16 protein-coding genes are annotated in these 18,945 nt (G+C 69.0%); 9 read left to right on the top strand and 7 right to left on the bottom strand.

Annotation, left to right across the window (positions count from 1 at the left end; genetic code table 11):
• The first annotated feature begins 53 nt into the window (after nucleotides 1–53).
• From T333_RS32835 to T333_RS32825, 3 genes are all read left to right on the top strand, one after another.
• Nucleotides 54–1,481, top strand: coding sequence for an SPFH domain-containing protein (locus T333_RS32835; protein WP_355004074.1), 1,428 nt, complete (start codon nucleotides 54–56; stop codon nucleotides 1,479–1,481).
• A 173-nt stretch (nucleotides 1,482–1,654) separates the two neighbouring features.
• Nucleotides 1,655–2,650 (top strand): zinc-binding dehydrogenase, encoded by a 996-nt coding sequence (locus tag T333_RS32830; protein ID WP_496426915.1) that lies wholly within the window; start codon nucleotides 1,655–1,657, stop codon nucleotides 2,648–2,650.
• A gap of 49 nt (nucleotides 2,651–2,699) precedes the next feature.
• Nucleotides 2,700–3,143: a MarR family winged helix-turn-helix transcriptional regulator gene (locus tag T333_RS32825; protein ID WP_355004072.1), complete on the top strand. Its 444-nt coding sequence runs from the start codon at nucleotides 2,700–2,702 to the stop codon at nucleotides 3,141–3,143.
• Between the two features lie 61 nt (nucleotides 3,144–3,204).
• Here T333_RS32825 and T333_RS32820 read toward each other — a convergent pair whose 3' ends face one another.
• Nucleotides 3,205–3,417, bottom strand: a complete 213-nt coding sequence (locus tag T333_RS32820; RefSeq protein WP_355004170.1) for a hypothetical protein — start codon at nucleotides 3,415–3,417, stop codon at nucleotides 3,205–3,207.
• 296 nt (nucleotides 3,418–3,713) lie between these two features.
• Between T333_RS32820 and coaE the strand changes: the two genes are divergently transcribed.
• On the top strand, nucleotides 3,714–4,904 hold the full coding sequence (coaE, locus tag T333_RS32815) for a dephospho-CoA kinase (RefSeq protein ID WP_357256046.1): 1,191 nt from the start codon (nucleotides 3,714–3,716) through the stop codon (nucleotides 4,902–4,904).
• Nucleotides 4,905–5,285: 381 nt separating this feature from the next.
• Here the strand turns inward: coaE and T333_RS32810 are convergent, their stop codons facing one another.
• Complete coding sequence (locus T333_RS32810; protein WP_355004070.1) at nucleotides 5,286–5,810, bottom strand: ribonuclease FAU-1 family protein; 525 nt, start codon at nucleotides 5,808–5,810, stop codon at nucleotides 5,286–5,288.
• A gap of 318 nt (nucleotides 5,811–6,128) precedes the next feature.
• On the opposite strand from T333_RS32810, the gene uvrB reads away from it, so the two are divergent.
• Nucleotides 6,129–8,300 carry an excinuclease ABC subunit UvrB gene (gene uvrB, locus T333_RS32805; protein WP_496426914.1) on the top strand — a complete coding sequence of 724 codons (2,172 nt, stop codon included), beginning with the start codon at nucleotides 6,129–6,131 and terminating at the stop codon, nucleotides 8,298–8,300.
• Nucleotides 8,301–8,324: 24 nt separating this feature from the next.
• On the opposite strand, the gene T333_RS32800 is transcribed toward uvrB, so the two are convergent.
• Nucleotides 8,325–8,795, bottom strand: coding sequence for a VOC family protein (locus tag T333_RS32800; protein ID WP_355004068.1), 471 nt, complete (start codon nucleotides 8,793–8,795; stop codon nucleotides 8,325–8,327).
• A gap of 70 nt (nucleotides 8,796–8,865) precedes the next feature.
• Between T333_RS32800 and T333_RS32795 the strand changes: the two genes are divergently transcribed.
• Both T333_RS32795 and T333_RS32790 read left to right on the top strand, forming a co-directional pair.
• Nucleotides 8,866–9,735: a DUF6597 domain-containing transcriptional factor gene (locus T333_RS32795; protein WP_496426913.1), complete on the top strand. Its 870-nt coding sequence runs from the start codon at nucleotides 8,866–8,868 to the stop codon at nucleotides 9,733–9,735.
• A gap of 417 nt (nucleotides 9,736–10,152) precedes the next feature.
• Nucleotides 10,153–10,605: a universal stress protein gene (locus T333_RS32790; protein WP_141812754.1), complete on the top strand. Its 453-nt coding sequence runs from the start codon at nucleotides 10,153–10,155 to the stop codon at nucleotides 10,603–10,605.
• A 66-nt stretch (nucleotides 10,606–10,671) separates the two neighbouring features.
• Here the strand turns inward: T333_RS32790 and T333_RS32785 are convergent, their stop codons facing one another.
• The 3 genes from T333_RS32785 to T333_RS32775 form a co-directional block, all read right to left on the bottom strand.
• The gene (locus T333_RS32785; protein WP_357256041.1) at nucleotides 10,672–12,972 is read right to left on the bottom strand and encodes a HelD family protein; all 2,301 of its coding nucleotides are present in this window, start codon (nucleotides 12,970–12,972) and stop codon (nucleotides 10,672–10,674) included.
• Between the two features lie 78 nt (nucleotides 12,973–13,050).
• Nucleotides 13,051–13,398, bottom strand: coding sequence for an antibiotic biosynthesis monooxygenase family protein (locus T333_RS32780; RefSeq protein WP_357256039.1), 348 nt, complete (start codon nucleotides 13,396–13,398; stop codon nucleotides 13,051–13,053).
• Between the two features lie 10 nt (nucleotides 13,399–13,408).
• Entirely contained in the window at nucleotides 13,409–14,749 is a 1,341-nt protein-coding gene (locus T333_RS32775; protein ID WP_357256037.1) for a diguanylate cyclase domain-containing protein, read from the bottom strand.
• Nucleotides 14,750–15,009: 260 nt separating this feature from the next.
• Here T333_RS32775 and T333_RS32770 point away from each other — a divergent pair, with 260 nt between their 5' ends.
• Nucleotides 15,010–16,158, top strand: coding sequence for a beta-ketoacyl synthase N-terminal-like domain-containing protein (locus T333_RS32770; RefSeq protein ID WP_496426912.1), 1,149 nt, complete (start codon nucleotides 15,010–15,012; stop codon nucleotides 16,156–16,158).
• 102 nt (nucleotides 16,159–16,260) lie between these two features.
• Here T333_RS32770 and T333_RS32765 read toward each other — a convergent pair whose 3' ends face one another.
• A complete protein-coding gene (locus T333_RS32765; protein WP_357256035.1) occupies nucleotides 16,261–17,997 on the bottom strand; it encodes a sensor histidine kinase in 1,737 nt (578 codons plus the stop codon).
• A 138-nt stretch (nucleotides 17,998–18,135) separates the two neighbouring features.
• Between T333_RS32765 and T333_RS32760 the strand changes: the two genes are divergently transcribed.
• Nucleotides 18,136–18,927, top strand: coding sequence for a sigma 54 modulation/S30EA ribosomal C-terminal domain-containing protein (locus T333_RS32760; protein WP_355004061.1), 792 nt, complete (start codon nucleotides 18,136–18,138; stop codon nucleotides 18,925–18,927).
• Nucleotides 18,928–18,945: the final 18 nt, after the last annotated feature.

Below are 18,945 nucleotides of genomic sequence, written 5' to 3'. Positions count from 1 at the left end.
CGCCGCACGAAAACTGTTGGGAGCAGGCGGATTCGCCGGTAGTGTGCCGGGCCATGGGGAGCAATCCGGGCAAGAACACCTATCTCGATCAGGTCGTCGCGCAGCAGGCGGCGCTGGAAACCGATCTGCGCACGCGCAAGCCCGCTGCCGTGGGAGCGCCCGCGCCGCAAGCGCCTGGCGCTCCGATGCTGCCGCGCGGCGCGCTGGCGAAACGGGCCGACCGAGTCGGCCTGGGCGCTCAGGGACACGGCGCCCAGGGGCAGGGCGCGGGACCGGTCGAGGTCCGGGTCACCGGCGTCTGGCGGTGGCGCACGGTGCTGGTGCCGCCCAACGCGTTCGTCGTGCACACCAGGCGCGGGCGCGCCGAACCGCTGCACATCGGGCTGGGTGTGTCGTTCCGCTACAACCCGGCCACCGACTCCTATCTCGTGGTGCCGGGCGCGATGCAGACCATCCTGATCAACGCCTACTGCATCTGCCGGGAACTACAGGGCGTGCTGGTGCAGGGCTACGTGCAGTGGATCATCGAGGATTTCGGCACCGCGTACCGCAAGCTCGACTTCTCCGACGCCGAGGATCCCATGCGGCTGGTCAACATTCAGTTGCGCGAGCAAGCCGAGGCCGCCATCAAGGACAAGGTGTCCACTATGGGCGTGCGCGACGTCCTCAGCGACAAGCAGCCCATCATCGAAGAGCTCACCGCCCGGTTGCGCGCGGTCGCCGAAGGCAGCGGGGACGCGCAGACCGGCGGCGGTGATCGCGGACTCGGACTGCGGATCGTCACCGTGCAGATCAAGGAGGCGGTGGTCAGTTCCTCGACGCTGTGGGAGAACCTGCAGAAGCCCTACCGCACCGAACAGAATCAGGTCGCTCGCCTGGCGGAACTCGCCGCGCAGGAGGCGATTTCGGCCAGGGAGGCGGCCGCGCAGCGGGCGGGCGAGGAACGGCGCATCGAGAACGAGCGCGAACTCGCGCAGCTGCGCGACCGCAACGAGGCGGCGCGCTTCGACCGCGAGACCGCGGAACGGATGCGGCGCACCACCCGCGAACACGACGACCAGCGCGCGGTCGCCGAACTCGCGCAGCAGACCGCGCTGCACGCCGTGCGGCTGGAACGCGAACAGCACGCCGAGCAGCTCGAGAACCTGCGCCTGCGCCAAGAGCTACGCCGCATGGAAGTGGACGGCGAGCTGGCGCTGACGACGGCGCGGCAGCGCGCCGAACACGAGGGCGAGCTGCTGGTCGTGCAGCGCGAGCGGGAACGCGTCGCCACCGCCAACGCGCAGAACGACGCCAACATCCAGGCCACCCTGGTCGCCAACCTGCCCGAAATCGTCGCGAAACTGCCCGCGCCCGCCGAGCTGCGCTCGTATCAGATCGGCGGCGATCTGTCGGGGCTGGCGACGGTGGTCGCCCAGCTGAACGGTGTGATCGACGCGTGGTCGGCGCGCCGGGCGTCGGGAGATTCGCCGGTGGACTGACTCTGTGCCCGCCTCGTCACCTGGTCGCTTCGAGTGACGAGGGTGTGGACCGACTCCGACCGGGTACCGCGGCCCTCAGGGTGACACGATCCACTCGGCTATTGCATTGGGCGCAATTTAATTGTGGTCTACCCTGGATCCGGTATCGCGAACCACTAGCGAAGGAGGCGGACGTGCGAGCCGTTGTCATCGAAGAATTCGGGGAGCCGAAGGATGTGCTGGCCACGGCGGATCGGCCGCTGCCCGAGCCGGGTCCCGGCGAGGTGCGGATCGCGCTGGATCTCGCGCCGATCCACAACCACGACCTCGCGATCATCCGCGGCGTCTACGGCTACCGGCCGCCGTTGCCCGCGATCCCCGGCACCGAAGGCGTCGGGCGGATCGACGCGGTGGGCGAGGGCGTGACCGACCGGTCCGTGGGTCAGCGGGTGGCGGTCTCCGGCGCCACGGCGGTGTGGGCCGAGTACTTCGTCGCCAAGGCGGCGCAGGCACTGCCGGTGCCCGACTCGATCGACGACGAGACGGCCGCCCAGTTGCTCGCGATGCCCTTCAGCGCCGCGGTGCTGCTGAACGACCTGCGCGTCCGAGAGGGCGACTGGGTGGTGATCAACGCCGCGAACGGCGCGGTGGGGCGACTGCTGAATCTGCTGGCGCGTCGCCGCGGCGTACGCGTGCTGAATCTGGTGCGCGGCCAGGCGTCGGTGCGCGCGCTGCGCGAACTCGGCTACGAACCGGTCGTCGACACCGAGACCGACGGCTGGCTCGCCCAGGCCGCCGCGGCCACCGGCGGTGCGCCGATCGTGCGCGCCGTGGATCAGGTAGGTGGTCCGGCGGGTGCCGACCTGCTCGAGTTGCTCGCGCCGAACGGTGAGCTGATCTCTTTCGGCGCGCTGTCCGGTCAGCCGTGGACCATCTCGCCCGGCACCCTCATCTTCAAACAGGCTGTGGTGAAAGGCTTCTGGGGCGCCCAGCGGGCCCAGGAGATCGGCGCCGCCGAGCGCACCAGGGTGCTGCGCGAACTGGTCGAGCTCGCCGCCGGCGGCGAACTGCGGCTGACCATCGCGGCGGTGCACCCGCTCGATCACGCGGCCGAGGCGGCGGCAGCCAGCGAACGCCCAGGTCGCAATGCGAAGATCGCACTTTCGCCAACGCCGGATCGCGCCGGGTGAATTGCGGGCCACTCAATCGGCTACTACCTTCGAGAAAGAGGTGGTGACCATGACACAGACGAGCGAGCTCCAGCTCGACAACCAGGTGTGCTTCGCGCTGTACGCCGCCTCGCGGGCGCTCACGCGGCTCTACCGGCCGATGTTGGACGACCTCGGGCTGACCTATCCGCAGTACCTGGTGATGTTGGTGCTGTGGGAGCGCGAAACCGTGACGGTGAAAGAACTGGGCGAGGCGCTCGACCTCGACTCGGGGACCCTGTCGCCGTTGTTGAAGCGGCTGGAGACCACCGGGCTGATCAGCAGGGTGCGTTCGGCGGAGGACGAGCGCTCGGTGCTGGTGCGGCCGACCGAGGCCGGGGTGGCGCTGCGCGAACGGGCCAGGGAGGTTCCGCGGAAGATCGCCGGCGCCACCGGCCTCGACCGGGAGGGCCTCGCCCGCTTCCGCGCCGAGGTGCGCGAGTTCACCGCCGTCGTGGAGGGCGCCGAGCTCTGAGCCCGGCTCGGTGCACGCGAATGGCCCAGCCGAGCGGCTGGGCCATTGTCGTGGAACGAGCTCAGCTGGCGGTCGCCGGTACCCAGTAGGTCGCGGCCACGGTGGAGCGTTTTCGCATGGCCGCGAAGCTGTGGCGCGCCGGACTGATCAATGCGGTGAACCAAGAGCGGCGGTGCTCGGCGAGCGCGGCCGCGACGGCGGGGATCTCGAGGCAATGCACCCCGCCCGCCATACCCAGGCGGTGGCGACCCGTCTGGTTGATTCTGGTGCCCAATGGATTTCCTTTGCTTTGCTGGTACTGGCCTGGATCGCCACGGCGAAGATTAGCGGAACGAAAGTGTGGAACACAGTATTTTGCGGAAGTAATTGCCCCGGCGTGTCGGAAAGTTGTCGGGCCGCGCCACGGCCCCGGCGTAAATGTTGCGAATCGGTCTCGGCCGCGTCACGGAACGGGCAATTGGCGTTGCCGAGCGTGAAATTCAGGAAGTGAGTGGGTAATCCGCGTGTTCGCGCGGTGTGCACCCGCCGGGCGGTCGTCCCGGTGGGGGCGGTGGATGCGAAACTGAACGAATGTTGCGGATCGGCCTCACCGGAGGCATGGGAGCTGGCAAGTCGACGGTGGCGCGGATCCTCGCCGAGTGTGGCGGGGTGATCATCGATTCCGACCTCATCGCCAGGGAGGTCGTCGCGCCGGGCACCGAGGGGCTCGCGGCCTTGGTCGAGGCGTTCGGCCCCGGCATCCTCGCAGCGGACGGCGGTTTGGACCGCCCCGCGCTCGCGGCCGTCGCGTTCGCCGACGACGCGGCTCGCGCAACCTTGAATTCCATTACCCACCCGCTGGTCGGAAAGCGCACCGCGGAATTGATTTCGGCGGCCCCGGCGGACGCCATTGTCGTCCAAGATATTCCGCTGTTGGTGGAAAATGGGTTGGCGCCATTGATGAATCTGGTGTTGATCGTCGACGTCGACGCGGAAACTCGAATTCGTCGTCTCGCGGAATTCCGAGGCGTCACGGAAGCCGATGCGCGGGCCCGAATTTCGGCGCAGGCGACCGACGAACAGCGGCGCGCGGTGGCCGACGTCCTGCTGGACAACAGCGGCCCGGCGGGCGCGGTCGAGGCCGTGGTGCACCGGCTGTGGGAGGAGCGGCTGGTGCCGTTCGAGCGCAATCTGCGCACCGGGACGCCCGCGACGCGACGGGAACTGCGGCTGGCGCCGCACGACCCGGAATGGGCCGCGCAGGCGCAGCGGCTGATCGCGCGACTGTGGGTGGCCTGCGGCGCTGCGGCCTCCCGCATCGATCACATCGGGTCCACGGCGGTGCCGGGCCTGCCCGCGAAAGACGTGCTGGATCTGCAGGTCACCGTGGCGGATCTGGCGGCGGCCGACGGACTGCGCGACGCGCTCGGCGCGGCCGGGTTCCCGGTGAAAGCGCATGTCACGCAGGACAACCCGAAGCCGACCGAGGGCGACCCGGACGGGACCGACACCGCCCGCTGGGTCAAGCGGCTGCACGGCAACGCCGACCCGGGCCGCCTCGCCAACGTGCACATCCGGGTGGACGGGTCGCCGGGGCAGCGGTTCGCGCTGGCGTTCCGCGACTGGCTGCGCACGGACGCGACGGCCCGCGAGGAGTACCTCGCGGTGAAGCGCGAGGCGGAGGCCAAGGCGGCCGGGCTCGCCGACGACGCCGCGTCGGAGGCGTACTACGCCGTCAAGGAACCGTGGTTCGACGCGGCCTATCGACGGGTGCTCGGCTGACCGTCGACGGCGCGAATCCACCATTTCGGACTACTTCACCGGAAATTCTTCGGAAAGCCGGATGCTGTGCTTCTGGTGCGTGCAGGGGAAGTGGCGGCCGTCATATCGGGATGCCCGCCGATATCGCTACCGCGAGGTAACCGGTTCCGGCGCGGCCGCCATTCTTCTGGATGATCTTGACAGCCGACCGAACGGCCGTCCCAGAATTTCCGGCATTTCTCCTCAACGGCATCGTTCTTCGTGGGCGCGTGGCCTCGGGAGCGGGTGAGCAAGCCCGTCGCAAACCGGCGCGGTTCAGCGACCGAGGCCATCGAGTGCGGTGAAAGCGATCGCCCGGCGGGAACCTGTCCGGCCGGGCGATCGGCGTTCACGGGTGAATGGTCAGAGCCAGGTCAACTCGATGTCGCGGGTGGCGAGCCAGTTGTCGAGGGAGTGGCCGTGCGCGGCGATGCCGTCGATCGCGGCGGTGGCGTGCTGGATGGCCGCCTCCGCTTCGGCGGCGCTGATCAGACCCGCGGCGTGCGCGGCGAGCAGTTCGTCCACGTCGAGCAGGATCGTCTCGCGCTCGGAGCGCACCACGATGTCGAGGTAGTGATCGACCGACCGCCACTTCTTCGGCTCGATCCTGGTGAACTCGCCGAGGTCGAGGTAGTAGTCCTGATCGCGCCGGTGCGCCGGGTTGTAGTGGAAAACCGTTACGCGCAGGCCGAGTTCGGGTAGCAGCCAGGACTCCATGTAGTGGAACTGCGGATGGTCGGCGGTGCGCGCCATGTACAGGCCCCACGGTTCGACGCGGTAGCTCTCGACCGGCCGCACGAACCCCTTGGGGTCCGTGTTGGTCAGGCTCGCGACATCGAAGTACTCGACCTTGGGTCGGTGCACGTTCACTGCTGGTGCCTGTGTCATGCAGTCAGAATCTACCGTCGCGGCCGTTCCGTCGAGTCCTGCGCGCGATGCGCGTTGTCGGTGCCGCGGGTTCGCCGCGCGATCGCGGTCGGAGCAGGTGGCGAGGGGTAATTGAAAATTGAAATTACAGGATTTGCCAACCGATAACTGCTGTCGATATCCTGGACCGCGGCCCAGGCACGAGTGTTCCGTTCGGTTTCCGCTCCGCCGGGAGTGGGGCCGAGCAGGAGGGGAGTTCGGCCCCACTGACAGGGCCCGCGCGTGCGCCGGGTCACCGAGCCGCGAAATCTGTCGGTGCCTGCGCCTACGCTGGTTGTCATGGCTTTCGCTACCGAGATTCCCGCCGAGGGCGCGACCCCGCTCGCGCATTCGGAGTTCCGTCCCGTCGGCGCCATCGAGCGCACCGAGGGGCAGTTCCAGGTGGTCAGCGAGCACCAGCCCGCGGGTGATCAGCCCGCGGCCATCGCGGAGTTGGAGCGCAGGATCAAGGCTGGCGAGCGCGACGTCGTCCTGCTCGGCGCCACCGGTACCGGTAAGTCGGCCACCACGGCATGGCTCATCGAGAAGTTGCAGCGCCCGACCCTGGTGATGGCGCCGAACAAGACGCTCGCCGCCCAGCTGGCCAACGAGTTGCGCGAGATGCTTCCGCACAACGCGGTCGAGTACTTCGTCTCGTACTACGACTACTACCAACCCGAGGCGTACATCGCCCAGACCGACACCTACATCGAGAAGGACAGCTCGATCAACGACGACGTGGAGCGGCTGCGCCACTCGGCGACCTCGAGCCTGCTGTCCCGCCGCGACGTGGTGGTGGTCGCCTCGGTGTCCTGCATCTACGGCCTCGGCACGCCGCAGTCCTACCTGGACCGCTCGGTGCAGCTCGAGGTCGGCACCGAGGTCGACAGGGACGCGCTGCTGCGGTTGCTGGTCGACGTGCAGTACACCCGCAACGACCTGTCCTTCACCCGCGGGTCGTTCCGCGTCCGCGGCGACACCGTCGAGATCATCCCGTCCTACGAGGAACTCGCGGTGCGCATCGAGTTCTTCGGCGACGAGATCGAGGCGCTCTACTATCTGCACCCGCTGACCGGCGACGTGGTGCGCAAGGTGGACACGCTGCGCATCTTCCCGGCGACCCACTACGTGGCGGGCCCGGACCGGATGGAGCGCGCGACCCGCGACATCGAACAGGAACTCGAGGAGCGTCTCGCCGAGTTCGAGCGCCAGGGCAAGCTGCTGGAGGCCCAGCGCCTGCGCATGCGCACCCGATACGACTTGGAGATGATCCGGCAGGTCGGGTTCTGCTCCGGCATCGAGAACTACTCGCGCCACATCGACGGCCGCGCGGCCGGGTCGGCGCCCGCGACGCTGCTCGACTACTTTCCCGAGGACTTCCTGCTCGTCATCGACGAGTCGCATGTCACCGTGCCGCAGATCGGCGGCATGTACGAGGGCGACATGTCGCGCAAGCGGAATCTGGTCGAGTACGGCTTCCGGCTGCCGTCCGCGATCGACAACCGCCCGCTCACCTGGGAGGAGTTCGCCGATCGCATCGGGCAGACGGTGTACCTGTCCGCGACGCCGGGCCCGTACGAGCTGGGGCAGGCGGGCGGCGAGGTGGTCGAGCAGGTCATCCGCCCGACCGGCCTGGTCGACCCGCAGGTGGTGGTGAAGCCGACCAAGGGCCAGATCGACGACCTGCTGCACGAGATCCGGCAGCGCACCGACCGGGACGAGCGGGTGCTGGTCACCACGCTCACCAAGAAGATGGCCGAGGACCTCACCGATTACCTGCTCGGGCTCGGTGTCCGGGTGCGCTATCTGCACTCGGAGATCGACACGCTGCGCCGCGTCGAGTTGCTGCGCCAGCTGCGCCTCGGCGAGTACGACGTGCTCGTCGGCATCAACCTGCTGCGCGAGGGCCTCGACCTGCCGGAGGTCTCCCTCGTCGCGATCCTGGACGCCGACAAGGAGGGCTTCCTGCGCAGCAGCACCAGCCTCATCCAGACCATCGGCCGCGCGGCTCGCAACGTCTCCGGTGAAGTGCACATGTACGCCGACAAAGTCACCGACTCCATGCGCCACGCGATCGAGGAGACCGAGCGGCGCAGGGCCAAGCAGGTGGCCTACAACGAGCAGATGGGCATCGACCCGCAGCCGTTGCGCAAGAAGATCGCCGACATCCTGGACCAGGTGTACCGGGAGGCCGACGAGAACGAGGTCGAGGTCGGCGGCTCGGGTCGCAACGTGAGCCGCGGCCGCCGCGCCCAGGGCGAACCCGGTCGCGCGGTGAGCGCGGGCGTCTACGAGGGACGCGACATCAAATCGATGCCGCGCGCCGAACTCGCCGACCTGGTCAAGGAACTCACCGCGCAGATGATGAACGCGGCCCGCGAGTTGCAGTTCGAGCTGGCGGGCAGGCTGCGCGACGAGATCGCCGACCTGAAGAAGGAACTGCGCGGCATGGACGCCGCCGGACTGAGCTGAGTCGCGATGGCGTCCGTCGCGGCGTCAGCTCTGCGATGCCATCCACTCCTGGACGCGGCGCTGGGCCTCCTCGTGCGGGACGTCCTCGACGCGGGTCATCACCGCCCATCGGTGGCCGAACGGATCGATCACGACGCCGAAGCGGTCGCCGCTGACGAAGGTCTGCGGCTCCTCGGCGCTGCGCGCGCCGTGTTCGATCGCGCGCTGGACGACGGCGTCGACGTCGGGGCAGTAGTGCACGATCGAGGTGTGCACCCACTCGCCGTTCGGGGCCTGAACACCGTTGGCGGGCATGGGCATACCGAGTTGCAGCGTCGAGTCGCCGATCTGGAGTTCGGCGTGCGCGGGCTGCCCGTCGGGCAGGTCGTTGCGGCTGATCACCTTGGCGCCGAAGACCGCGGAGTAGAACTCGATGGCCTTGTTCGCGTCGGCGACCGCGAGAAAACAGGTGATCGAGTGGTAGCCGGAGGGGATGGGGTTCACCGATGTCGTCATGACTTCGACTCTGTCAGGGCCGGCGCGCCCGCTCTTGTAAGAAAGCGACAACCTCCGGGGGAGGCGCGCGATGGTCGCTGACGAACGGACTCCGATGGACAGCGAGAAGGGAATCCTGCACCCCGGGGAGCAATCTCGGCATCGCAGCCTGACTCGGCTCGCGCCGGGCCCGCGGGTCGGCGAGTTCGTCGACTGGTACTGGGTCGTGCACTGGGATCTGCGCGATCGCTCACCGTATGTCGCGGAGGTGCTGTCGTTCCCGTGCGTGAACGTCACCTTCGAACACTCCGCGCACCGTATCGGCGGCTTCGTGAACGGAGTGTGCACCGCGAAGTACACCCGGGAGCTGACCGGCCGCGGGCTGACCTTCGGCGCGCGGTTCCGCGCGGGCGGGTTCGGCGCTTTCACCGGCATGGACGTCGGTTCCCTCCGTGATCGTTCGCTGCCGCTCACCGAGGTGTTCCCGGACGCCGAGGGGCTTGCCGAACGGGTGCTGGCCGCCGAATCCGACGAAGACCGCCGCGTGCTGATCGAGGATTTCCTCGCGCCGCGCGCCGGTGATCAGGACCCCACCTTTCAGTTGGTGACGCGGATCGTCCACGCGATGGAGCACGACCGCGCGCTCACCAGGGTGGACCAGATCACCGAGCGGTTCGGGGTGCCGGTGCGCACCCTGCAGCGGATGTTCCGCCGCTACGTCGGCGCGGGCCCGAAATGGGTGCTTCGCCGCTATCGGCTGCAGGATGGCGCGGATCTGCTCGCCAAGGGCTGGGTCGGGGATTTGGCCGCGCTCGCTGTCGAACTCGGCTATTTCGATCAGGCGCATTTCTCTCGTGAGTTCACCGCGGAGATCGGAATGGCGCCGCTGGAGTACGCGCGGCATTCGCTGCGCACGGCGTCCGATTTGGTCGGCGCGACGGCCGGTGAATCCCGCCGATAAGCGAATATTCGGAGGGTCGCGGAGGCGACGATGTGCGGGCGAGCCGCCGCGGCGAGACTCAACACGACTGGTCAAGAGCTCGGCGGGGTAGGCGCCGAGGCGCCGCGCGGCGGTGTGACGCACGCCGCGCGACGGTATCCTGTGATGAATATCCCAGGCGCGCAAGAACGTTCATGGCGGTTGTGAAGAATCACAGGATTATCCGCGAGAAATTGAATCCACGCAGGTCGCCAAGGCTCCACCGCATTCGGTGCTCGAACGCCGGAGCGAAAAGCCGGGCATGGGCGAGTGTGATGTGTTGCGATTTCTGCTGTTTCCGCCCGGATAGCGGCTATGGTCGAGCGCAGTCGCCGCGCTGGTGCCCGACTCTGCCGGGACGCTGGACGTCGGCACCCGACCCGCACAGTTGGAGGAGAAATGACCGCCTACCGGACCATTGTCGTCGGTACCGATGGATCGGAGTCGTCGTACAAGGCCGTCGAGAAGGCTGCGGCACTGGCTGGCGATGCCGGCTCCACCCTGATCGTGGCCTGCGCCTACTATCCGACCGACGATCGTGACGTCGCCGCCGCGGCGGACGTGCTCAAGGACGAGGCCTACCAGGTGCGCGGTTCCGCCCCGACCAACGAGATCCTGCGCACCGCCAGGGACAAGGCGACGGCCGCGGGCGCCAAGGAGATCGTCGAGCGCGCCATCGTCGGTGAGCCGGTGGAGTCGCTGCTCAACCTGATCAAGGAGACCCAGGCGGACCTGCTGGTCGTCGGTAACCGCGGCCTGAACACGCTGGCGGGCCGCCTGCTCGGCTCGGTGCCGTCCGACGTGGCGCGCAAGTCCCGCACGGACGTCCTGATCGTGCACACCGTTCGCTGACAGCTTCCCGCGAAAGCTCCGTATCGCCCGTTCGGGTGCGATGCGGAGCTTTCGCGCGTTCGGCGGCTACTCGGAATCCAGCGCCGACAGAACCTCCGGCAGATCCTCGCTGTGCACCACCGTGAGCCGCTGGGTGGCGCGGGTCAGCGCCACGTACAGGTCGTTCATCCCGCGCGGCGATTCCGCGAGAATGCGCGCGGGCTCCACCAGGAACACCGCGTCGAACTCCAGGCCCTTGACGTCGTGCACCGTCAACACCCGCACCGACTCCCCGGCCAGATCGGCCAGCTCGGCGACCAGCGGGTGCGGCGCGATCACCGCGGTGGTGCCCGGCCCCTGCTCGGCGGCCACCAAACGGCCTAGCGCGCTGGACAATTCGGCCGCGTCGACCCGGTGCGCCCGCGGCGGATTGCCGGTCTCACGGACCGAACGCGGCGCTGTGGCCTCCGGGTCGATCACCGCGAGCACCTCGGCGGCGACCGCCATGATCTCGGCGGGGGTGCGGTAGTTCACCGTCAGCTCGGTGCGCTTCCAGCGTTGCGCCACATAGGGTTCCAGCATCCGCTGCCAGGACGAGGCGCCCGCCGGGTCGCCGGTCTGCGCCACGTCGCCGACCACGGTGACCCAGCGGTTCGGGATGCGCCGCATCACCATTCGCCACGCCATCTCCGAGAGCTCCTGCGCCTCGTCCACGATGACGTGCCCGTAGGTCCAGGTGCGGTCGCCCGCGGCGCGTTCAGCGGTGGTCTGCCTGGCGCGCACGTCCTGGCGCTCGGCCAGCTGGCTCGCGTCGATCAGGTCGTAAGCCATCAGGATCTCGGGGTCGAGTTCGTCCTCGAGATCCTGCGGCGCCGAGCCGGTGAGGATGTCCAGCGCGTCCTGCGCCTCGGCCAGCTGCGCGCGCCAGCGGCGGCGGGCCCGCTCCCGCTCCTCGGTGTCGTCCACGCCGAGCAACTCGGCGAGTTCGTCGAGCAGGGGCGCGTCGGCGGCGCTGAACTCGCCGTCGTCGGGGCGAACCAGTTCCGCGCGGTCCTCCGGACTCAGGCTCGCCGCCGCGCGGTCCAGCCGCGCCGGGTCGGCCAGGAGATCGGCGAGCACGTCCTGCGGCGACAGGATCGGCCAGAGCCGCGCGATGGCCGCCTGCACGCCGGGATCGGACTTCATCTCGTCGCGGATCTCGGCCAGATCGGTGCGGCTGAGCAAGCTCGGGCCGCCGGAGAGATCGGCGCCCATGGTCTGGGCCAGCTGATCGGTGAGCGCGTCGATCACCGAACTCGCGAAGATCGGCCGGGCCAGGTTGTGCGGGCGGCGCGAGGACCGGGCCCGGCCGCGCGCTTTGGTCGCGATCTTCTTGTCCAGCGTCACCGGATAGCCGTCGAAGCTCAGCCGGATCGGTTCGGCGGGAACCTCCTGCCGGTCGCGGACGGCTTGCTTGAGCACTTCGAGAATGCTCAGCGCGCCCTTGATCTGACCGGCGCGCAGCGAATCCTCGCGGGTCGCCTTCACACCGGGGTAGAGATCGCCGATGGTGGACAGCAGCACGCCGGTCTCACCGAGCGAGGGCAGCACCTGGCCGATGTAGTCGAGGAAGGTCGCGTTCGGTCCGATGATCAGCACGCCGCTCTTGGCCAGCTGCTGGCGATAGGTGTAGAGCAGGTAGGCCGCGCGGTGCAGCGCCACCGCGGTCTTGCCGGTCCCCGGTCCGCCCTGGACCACGAGCACGCTCTTGTGTTCGGAGCGGATGATCGCGTCCTGCTCGCTCTGGATGGTCTCGACGATGTCGTTCATGTGGCCCGTCCGGGCCGCGTTGAGCGCAGCCAGCAGCGCGCTCTCGCTGCCGACGCCGCCGTCGGAATCGACCGTGCCCGCCTGCTCGGCGGCAGCGAGGTCCAGGTATTCGTCGTTGACCGCGGTGACCCGCCGGTTGCGGGTGCGGATGTGCCGGCGCCGGGTCACGCCGTCCGGCGTCGCGGTGGTGGCCAGGTAGAACGGGCGGGCCAGCGGCGCGCGCCAGTCCAGCAGGAGGGTGGCGTAGTCGTCCTTCTCGTCGAGGATGCCGAGGCGCCCGATGTAGCGCGGCTCGTCACCGTTGAGGTCGATGCGGCCGAAACACAGGCCGTGCTCGGCGGCGTCGTACTTGGCCAGATCCTCGGAGTACAGCTGGGTGAACGACTCGCGCTCGCTGCGCGCCTGCGGGGTGCCTCCGGTCTCCAGTAGCACGGTGCGCAGCCTGTTCTTGGCGTACGCGCGCATCCCGTCGAGCCGCTCGTAGAGCACCGATAGGTACGCCTGCTCTTTGTCGATTTCGCGGGGCCGCTCGACCGCGCCGTCGGTGACGGCACGGTCGTGGGCGAGGCGGTCGGGCAAACTGGACTCCTTGTCACCGCGAAGGGGCGAACGCGCGCGTCGATCCCGCGCGCACGTCGGAAAACAGAGTTGTCGAGTCTACTGCGCGTTCGGCGCACTCGCCGTAACCGCAGGTGGGGGCGCCGAAATCGGCTCGGTGCGCACCGGCTCGAAGTGCTGGACCACCGGAAACGGTTCGTAGAAGTGGTGCAGCAGCGCCTTCCACTGCTGGTACTCCGGCGACCGCCGGAATCCGTCCACGTGGTCGCTCAGCCGCTCCCACTCCACCAGCAGCAGGTAGGTGCCCGGCGCCTCGACGCAGTGCGAGAGCGTCAGCGAGCGAAAGCCGGGCATGCTCGCGATGAGCGGCCGCGCCTCGGCGAAGGCAGCTTCGAAGGCGGCGGTCAGTTCCGGCCGGACCGGCAGCAGGGCGTGTTCGACGATCATGCGGTGACTTTCAGGACGCGTGCGTGTTGTTGGTGCGGCCCTTGCCGACACCGCTGTCGCGCTGGCCGGGCGGCTTGGCCTGGTACATGGCGAGATCGGCGTCGTGCAACACGGCCTCGGGGGTGCGGCGGTCGCCGGGGGTGAGTTCGGTGACGCCGACCGAGGCGTCCACCGCGATACGGTGCCCGCGCGCGATGATCGGCTCGGACATGGTGGAGCGCAACCGGTCGACGAGCACGTTCAGGTCGACCCGCCGGGCGCGGCCGGAGAGCAGCACGAGGAACTCGTCGCCGCCGAGCCGCCCGACCAGGTCGTCGGCGCGCAGCGCGCGCTGCAGCCGTTGCGCGACGATCTGCAGCACGGTGTCGCCGATGGCGTGGCCGAGGGTGTCGTTGATCGCCTTGAATCCGTCCAGGTCGATGAACAGCACCGTCGAGTACGGCAGGTCCTCGCTGGTGGCCAGCGCGTTGGCCAGCTGCGACAGGATCAGCGAGCGGTTGGCAAGGCCGGTCAGCGAGTCGTGCGTCGCCTGGTACTCCAATTGCCGTCGGCTGGCGCGGAATTCGGTGATGTCGGCGAAAGAGGAGACCGCGGGGGAGTCCGGGTCGCCGGGGTTGAGCAGCCTGCTGCTGCCCGAGAGCCAGCGCCGCTGCCCGTCCCTGCGGTCGACCCCGAAGATGTAGCCGGTGATCGTCTCGCCGGTGGCCAGGGTGCGCGCCATCGGATGCCTGCTCGGCGGCAGCGGCTGGGCGTTGGCGTCGAGCAGCACCATCGGCAGCTCGTCGATGGTGCGCCCGACGATGTCGCCGTGGCGCTCGTCGCCGCCGAAGATGCGGTGCGCCGCGGGGTTCGCCGACTCGATGCGCCCGCCACGATCGATGACGACCACGCCCTCCTCCAGCTGGGAGACCACGGTGGTGAAGTGCTGTTCGGCGCGGCGCTGGGCGTCCTCGGCGGCGCGTTGCGCGGTCAGATCGTGGATGACCACCTGGTAGGCGAAGTGATCGTGCCAGGGCGTGAGCACCGAGACCGTCTCGACCGGCACCGTCTCGCCGGTGGTGCGCAGCAACAGCATCTCGGTGGGCACCGAGGCGGTGCCCTTGCTGGTGAGCAGTTCGATGCGTTCGCGCATGGCCGGGATCGAGTCGGGGTGGACGAAACGGGTGAGCGGCTGGCCGACGATCTCGTCGGCGCTGTGCGCGGCGAGCAGCCGGACGGTGGCCTGGTTGACGTAGACGATGATGCCGTTCTCGTGCACGCAGATACCGTCCGGCGTGTGCTCGATCAATGACCGGTAGCGCTGCGCCAGTTGTTCGGCGTCGACGACGCCGCCCGTCGTCTCCTCACCCACTCGCAAACCCCCGATCGTCGACCGACCTATGGCCATTGGAACATGGGATTATTCTGGTGTCGACGCGCGCGCGGTCACAGCGTCGACGCACTTGCTTCGATCACGGTTCGGGCACCTCGTCGTGCCCTACCGGTGATCATTACAGACTCCGGTTCCTCGAGAACAGAGCCGACCGAGAGTTGTCCGGCCCGGGGATCCGGCGAAGGAGCGTTGCCATGCCGGGCGTCAATCCGGAACACAGAGTGCGGTACCAAGATCATATGTCCATCGCCGGGGTCGGTGCGGTGACCGGATACGGATGGGGGCGTGAGTCCCTGTGGCAGGGACTGCTCAGCGGTAAATCCGCGGCACAGCTACAACCCGGGTACGGGCCGGGCCGCGACGAGCACGCCTGGGTCACCCTGGTACCCGACGGCGGCGACCAGGCGGTGAGCACCAGCCGCTACGGCCGCGCCATGCACGAATCCGCCCGGGAGGCGGTCGCCGACGCCCGCGAACGCGGCTGGCGGCCGGGGCGCACGGTGGGCCTGCTGCACGCGATCGTGCTCGGCGACGTGGTGAACTGGCGCGACTTCTACCAGGTCGACGAGGGCCATCGCCGCTCCCGCGACTACCTGCGGCTGCTGCCGTCCACCCCGATCTCGGTGCTGATGCAGGAGTTCGGCTTCCGCGGTCCCTCGATGAACGTGTCGGCGGCGTGCAGTTCGGCCAACGTCGCGCTGATCACCGCGAAACTCTGGCTCGACAGCGGCATCGCCGACGACGTGCTCTGCGTGGCCACCGACATGTCCGCGACGCCGGACATGGCAGAGCATTTCGTCCGCCTCGGCGCCGCGATCACCGACGCCGAACCGCTCGAGGCGTGCCGCCCGTTCCAAGAGGGCAGCCGCGGCTTCGGTTTCGCCGAGGCGTCGGTGGCGTTCGTGCTGACCCGCGAGGTCGAGCGGCCCTACGCGGCGGTGCTCGGCGGCGGGATGACCAACGACGGCTACCACGTGGTGTCGGTGGAGCCGGAGCACGCGCAGATCATCGAGTGCGCCCACCGCGCGCTTGCCCAAGCCGGGGTGACAGCGGGCGATATCGCGTATTTCAACGCGCACGGAACCGGGACGCGGCAGTGCGAACTCGCCGAGCGCGATCTCCTCGCGCGGGTGTTCGACGATCGCCCGCACGTGTACGGGCTCAAACCGCTCACCGGGCACAGTCAGGGCGCCGCGGCGGGTGTGGAAGTGGCCGTCGCGGCCATGGCCTACGAGCGCGGGGTGCTGCCCGCTCCGCCGATCGTGGCCCCGGCGCACCCACGGCTGCTGGACGGACCGACGCCGTTCGAGGGCGGTCTCACCCTGAAGTCGTCGCTGGGTATGGGCGGGCACAATTCGATGCTGGTGCTCGGGCCGCCGGGAGTCTGAGGCCGCTCGGCGCAGAGCTGTTGCGGGACGGTCGAAGTCGGTGCTGCCGCCGCGCTGCTACGTCGGCCGTCGACGCCGGTGAGTCGCTGCTCGGGCCGGGCGTCAATCCGCGGGCAGCGGCACCGACCAACGTAGTCGCGTCCCCGGCAGACTCGACCCGTCGCCGGACTTGCCCGCCGGACTCACCGTGAAGCTGCCGTCGGACTTCTCGGCCCGCTGCTCCAGATTCCGCAGCCCGCTGCGGATGACGTGATTCGGCACGCCCCACCCGTTGTCGGTGACCACGATCGTCAGATCGTCGGCCACGCTGATCTCCACCGCGATCATGTCGGCGCCCGAGTGCCGCACCGCGTTGCTCACCGCCTCGCGCACCACCGCCTCGGCGTGGTCGGCGAGTTCGGCCTCCAGCACGGAGAGCGGACCGGTCACCTGGACGGTGGCCTTGAGTGTGGTGTCGGCCGTCTGCTGGCGCACCGCGCGCTCGATGCGCTGCTGCAATCCCGCGCTGTGCCCGTCGCTGTGCAGATCGAAGATCGACGTGCGGATCTCCTGGACGACCTCCTGCAACTCGTTGATCGAGGTCGACAACCGTTGGCGCACTTCGGGAATCACCGCCTTCGGCAGCGACCCCTGCAAAGTGAGGCCGATCGCGAACAGTCGCTGGATCACGTGATCGTGCAGGTCGCGGGCGATGCGGTCGCGGTCGGCGAGGATGTCGAGCTCGCGCATCCGCCGCTGGGTATCGGCAAGCTGCATGGCCAGCGCGGCCTGGTCGGTGAACGCGGCGGTGAGTTCGACGAGTTCGTCGGCGTAGGGCGCGGATCCGACCGGGCGCACCGCGACGAGCACGCCGAGCGTGGCGTCCGGCGTGCACAGCGGCAGGATCAGCGCGGGCCCCACGTCGGCCAGCGGCACACCGAGATCGATGCGCGCCGCGTCGTCGAAGCGCAGCGGCGTGCGTCGGGTGAACGCCTCGCCCAGCGCCGTGCCCTCGGTCGAGGCGAGCCAGCCCTCGTGCCCGGCGCCGGGGCCCGACCACTGGGTGAGCACGAGTTCGTCTATCTCGTCTGTTGTTCCGTGCTCGTCGAGTCCGGCGAGGAAGCAGCGGTCCGAACCGGTCAGCGTGCGCGCGTGATCCACCACGTGCGCGAGGACACGCTCGGATTCGGTGCCCGCGAGGAATTCGGTGGCGATATCGCGAGTGGCCTCGATCCAGGCCTGCCTGGTGCGGGCCGATTCATAGAGGCGCGCGTTGTCGACGGCGATGCCCGCCGCGGCGGCCAGCGCCTGCACCAGCACGTCGTCGTCCTCGGTGAACCGTTGCCCGCCCGCCTTTTCGGTGAGGTAGAGGCTGCCGAACACCTCGTCGCGGATGCGCACCGGCACGCCCAGGAAGGTGTGCATGGGCGGATGTCCCGGCGGGAAACCCACGGACTCGACATGTTCGGTGAGGTCGTCCAGCCGTAGCGGTTTCGGGCGATTGAACACCACGCCGAGCACTCCGTGTCCGGCGGGCAGCCGGCCGATGCGTTGCCGGACCACCTCGTCCATACCCTCATCGATGAATTGGACGACCTGCCTGTCGTGCCCGCGCACCGCGAGCGCGCCGTATCGTGCGTCGACCAGGCTGGTCGCGGTGCGGACGATCGCGCGCAGCGTGTCGTCCAGGTCGAGGCCGGAGGTGACGGTGAGCATCGCCTCGACGAGACCGTCCATCCGGTCGCGCGAGTCGATGATCAGCTCGACACGCTCCTTCACCTCGCTGAGCAATTCGCGCAGGCGCAGTTGCGAGAGCGTGTCGCGTACCGAGTACAGGCCGTTACCGCTGTCTTCGGTCATGTCGGTTCCTGTTCGGGTGGGCGCGTGAACAGCGCTTCAGCCAGTGTAATTCGCGGATCGGGGACTTTCGGCCCTGTTCGCGGCGACGTTGCAGAGGTGGGATAGCGGCACTGGGTGAATTGAGAGTAGAGGTGTCCTATGAATTCGTTGCAATCGTTGTACTCCTCGGAACATTGGTCCAGCGCCGCGGATCCGGAGCTCGCGGTCACCACCCGCGGCGCAGTGCCGCCCGCCGACGTGACGCGTGCCGTGCGCGCCATCGGACGGGTGCTGCGCCGCCACCACTTGGACGTGCCCGCGCGCGTGCGCGTCACCGCCCCACCGGATTCGGACGAACCGACGGTGGTGCAGGCCAACGTGCGGCTGCCCGACACACCGACCCGGGTGCAGGTCACCGGGCCGCGCGGGTTCGCCGTGACCTTCGCCGTCGAGCGGTTGGACCGTCAGCTCAGCAGGCTGGTCGCCAATCAGTCTCGGGCGTGGCCGGATCCGGCGCGGCCGCCGCTGGCCAAGGTCACCGAGGAGCGGCCGATCATCCGCCGCAAGGAGTGCGCGCTGCTCACCGGAACGCCCGCCGAGGCGACCGCGGTGATGGACGCGATGGACTACGACGCGTACCTGTTCACCGACGCCGAGACCGGTGAGGACGCCATCGTGCACTGGTCGGACCCGTTCGGCGTGCGACTCGTCCGCCAGTGGACCACGATCACCCCGCTCGAGCGGATCCGGCTGCTGAGCGCGAATTCGCTACCGATGACGGTGCATTCGGAGCCGAGCCCGTTGCTCAGCGAGTCCGAGGCGGCGACCAGGTTGTGCGGGGCGGGCCTGCCGTTCCTGTTCTTCACCGACGTGGAGACCCGCCGCGGTCACCTGCTCTACCGCCGCTACGACGGTGACCTGACGATCGTCGCGCCCGCCGAAAAGGACTGAACCGCAGCATCGTCCGCA

The organism is Nocardia sp. CNS-044 (genome assembly GCF_059570515.1).
Note: the sequence above shows the minus strand (reverse complement) of the source record. Positions and strands in the feature narration are given on the sequence as shown.

Excerpts from the sequence above, each read along its gene's own strand:
- T333_RS32770 (WP_496426912.1), top strand. The coding sequence starts at position 15,010 with ATGTCCATCGCCGGGGTCGGTGCGGTGACCGGATACGGATGGGGGCGT.
- T333_RS32760 (WP_355004061.1), top strand. The coding sequence starts at position 18,136 with ATGAATTCGTTGCAATCGTTGTACTCCTCGGAACATTGGTCCAGCGCC.
- coaE (WP_357256046.1), top strand. The coding sequence starts at position 3,714 with ATGTTGCGGATCGGCCTCACCGGAGGCATGGGAGCTGGCAAGTCGACG.
- T333_RS32795 (WP_496426913.1), top strand. The coding sequence starts at position 8,866 with ATGGTCGCTGACGAACGGACTCCGATGGACAGCGAGAAGGGAATCCTG.
- T333_RS32835 (WP_355004074.1), top strand. The coding sequence starts at position 54 with ATGGGGAGCAATCCGGGCAAGAACACCTATCTCGATCAGGTCGTCGCG.
- T333_RS32825 (WP_355004072.1), top strand. The coding sequence starts at position 2,700 with ATGACACAGACGAGCGAGCTCCAGCTCGACAACCAGGTGTGCTTCGCG.
- T333_RS32800 (WP_355004068.1), bottom strand. The coding sequence starts at position 8,795 with ATGACGACATCGGTGAACCCCATCCCCTCCGGCTACCACTCGATCACC.
- T333_RS32810 (WP_355004070.1), bottom strand. The coding sequence starts at position 5,810 with ATGACACAGGCACCAGCAGTGAACGTGCACCGACCCAAGGTCGAGTAC.
- uvrB (WP_496426914.1), top strand. The coding sequence starts at position 6,129 with ATGGCTTTCGCTACCGAGATTCCCGCCGAGGGCGCGACCCCGCTCGCG.
- T333_RS32765 (WP_357256035.1), bottom strand. The coding sequence starts at position 17,997 with ATGACCGAAGACAGCGGTAACGGCCTGTACTCGGTACGCGACACGCTC.
- T333_RS32780 (WP_357256039.1), bottom strand. The coding sequence starts at position 13,398 with ATGATCGTCGAACACGCCCTGCTGCCGGTCCGGCCGGAACTGACCGCC.
- T333_RS32790 (WP_141812754.1), top strand. The coding sequence starts at position 10,153 with ATGACCGCCTACCGGACCATTGTCGTCGGTACCGATGGATCGGAGTCG.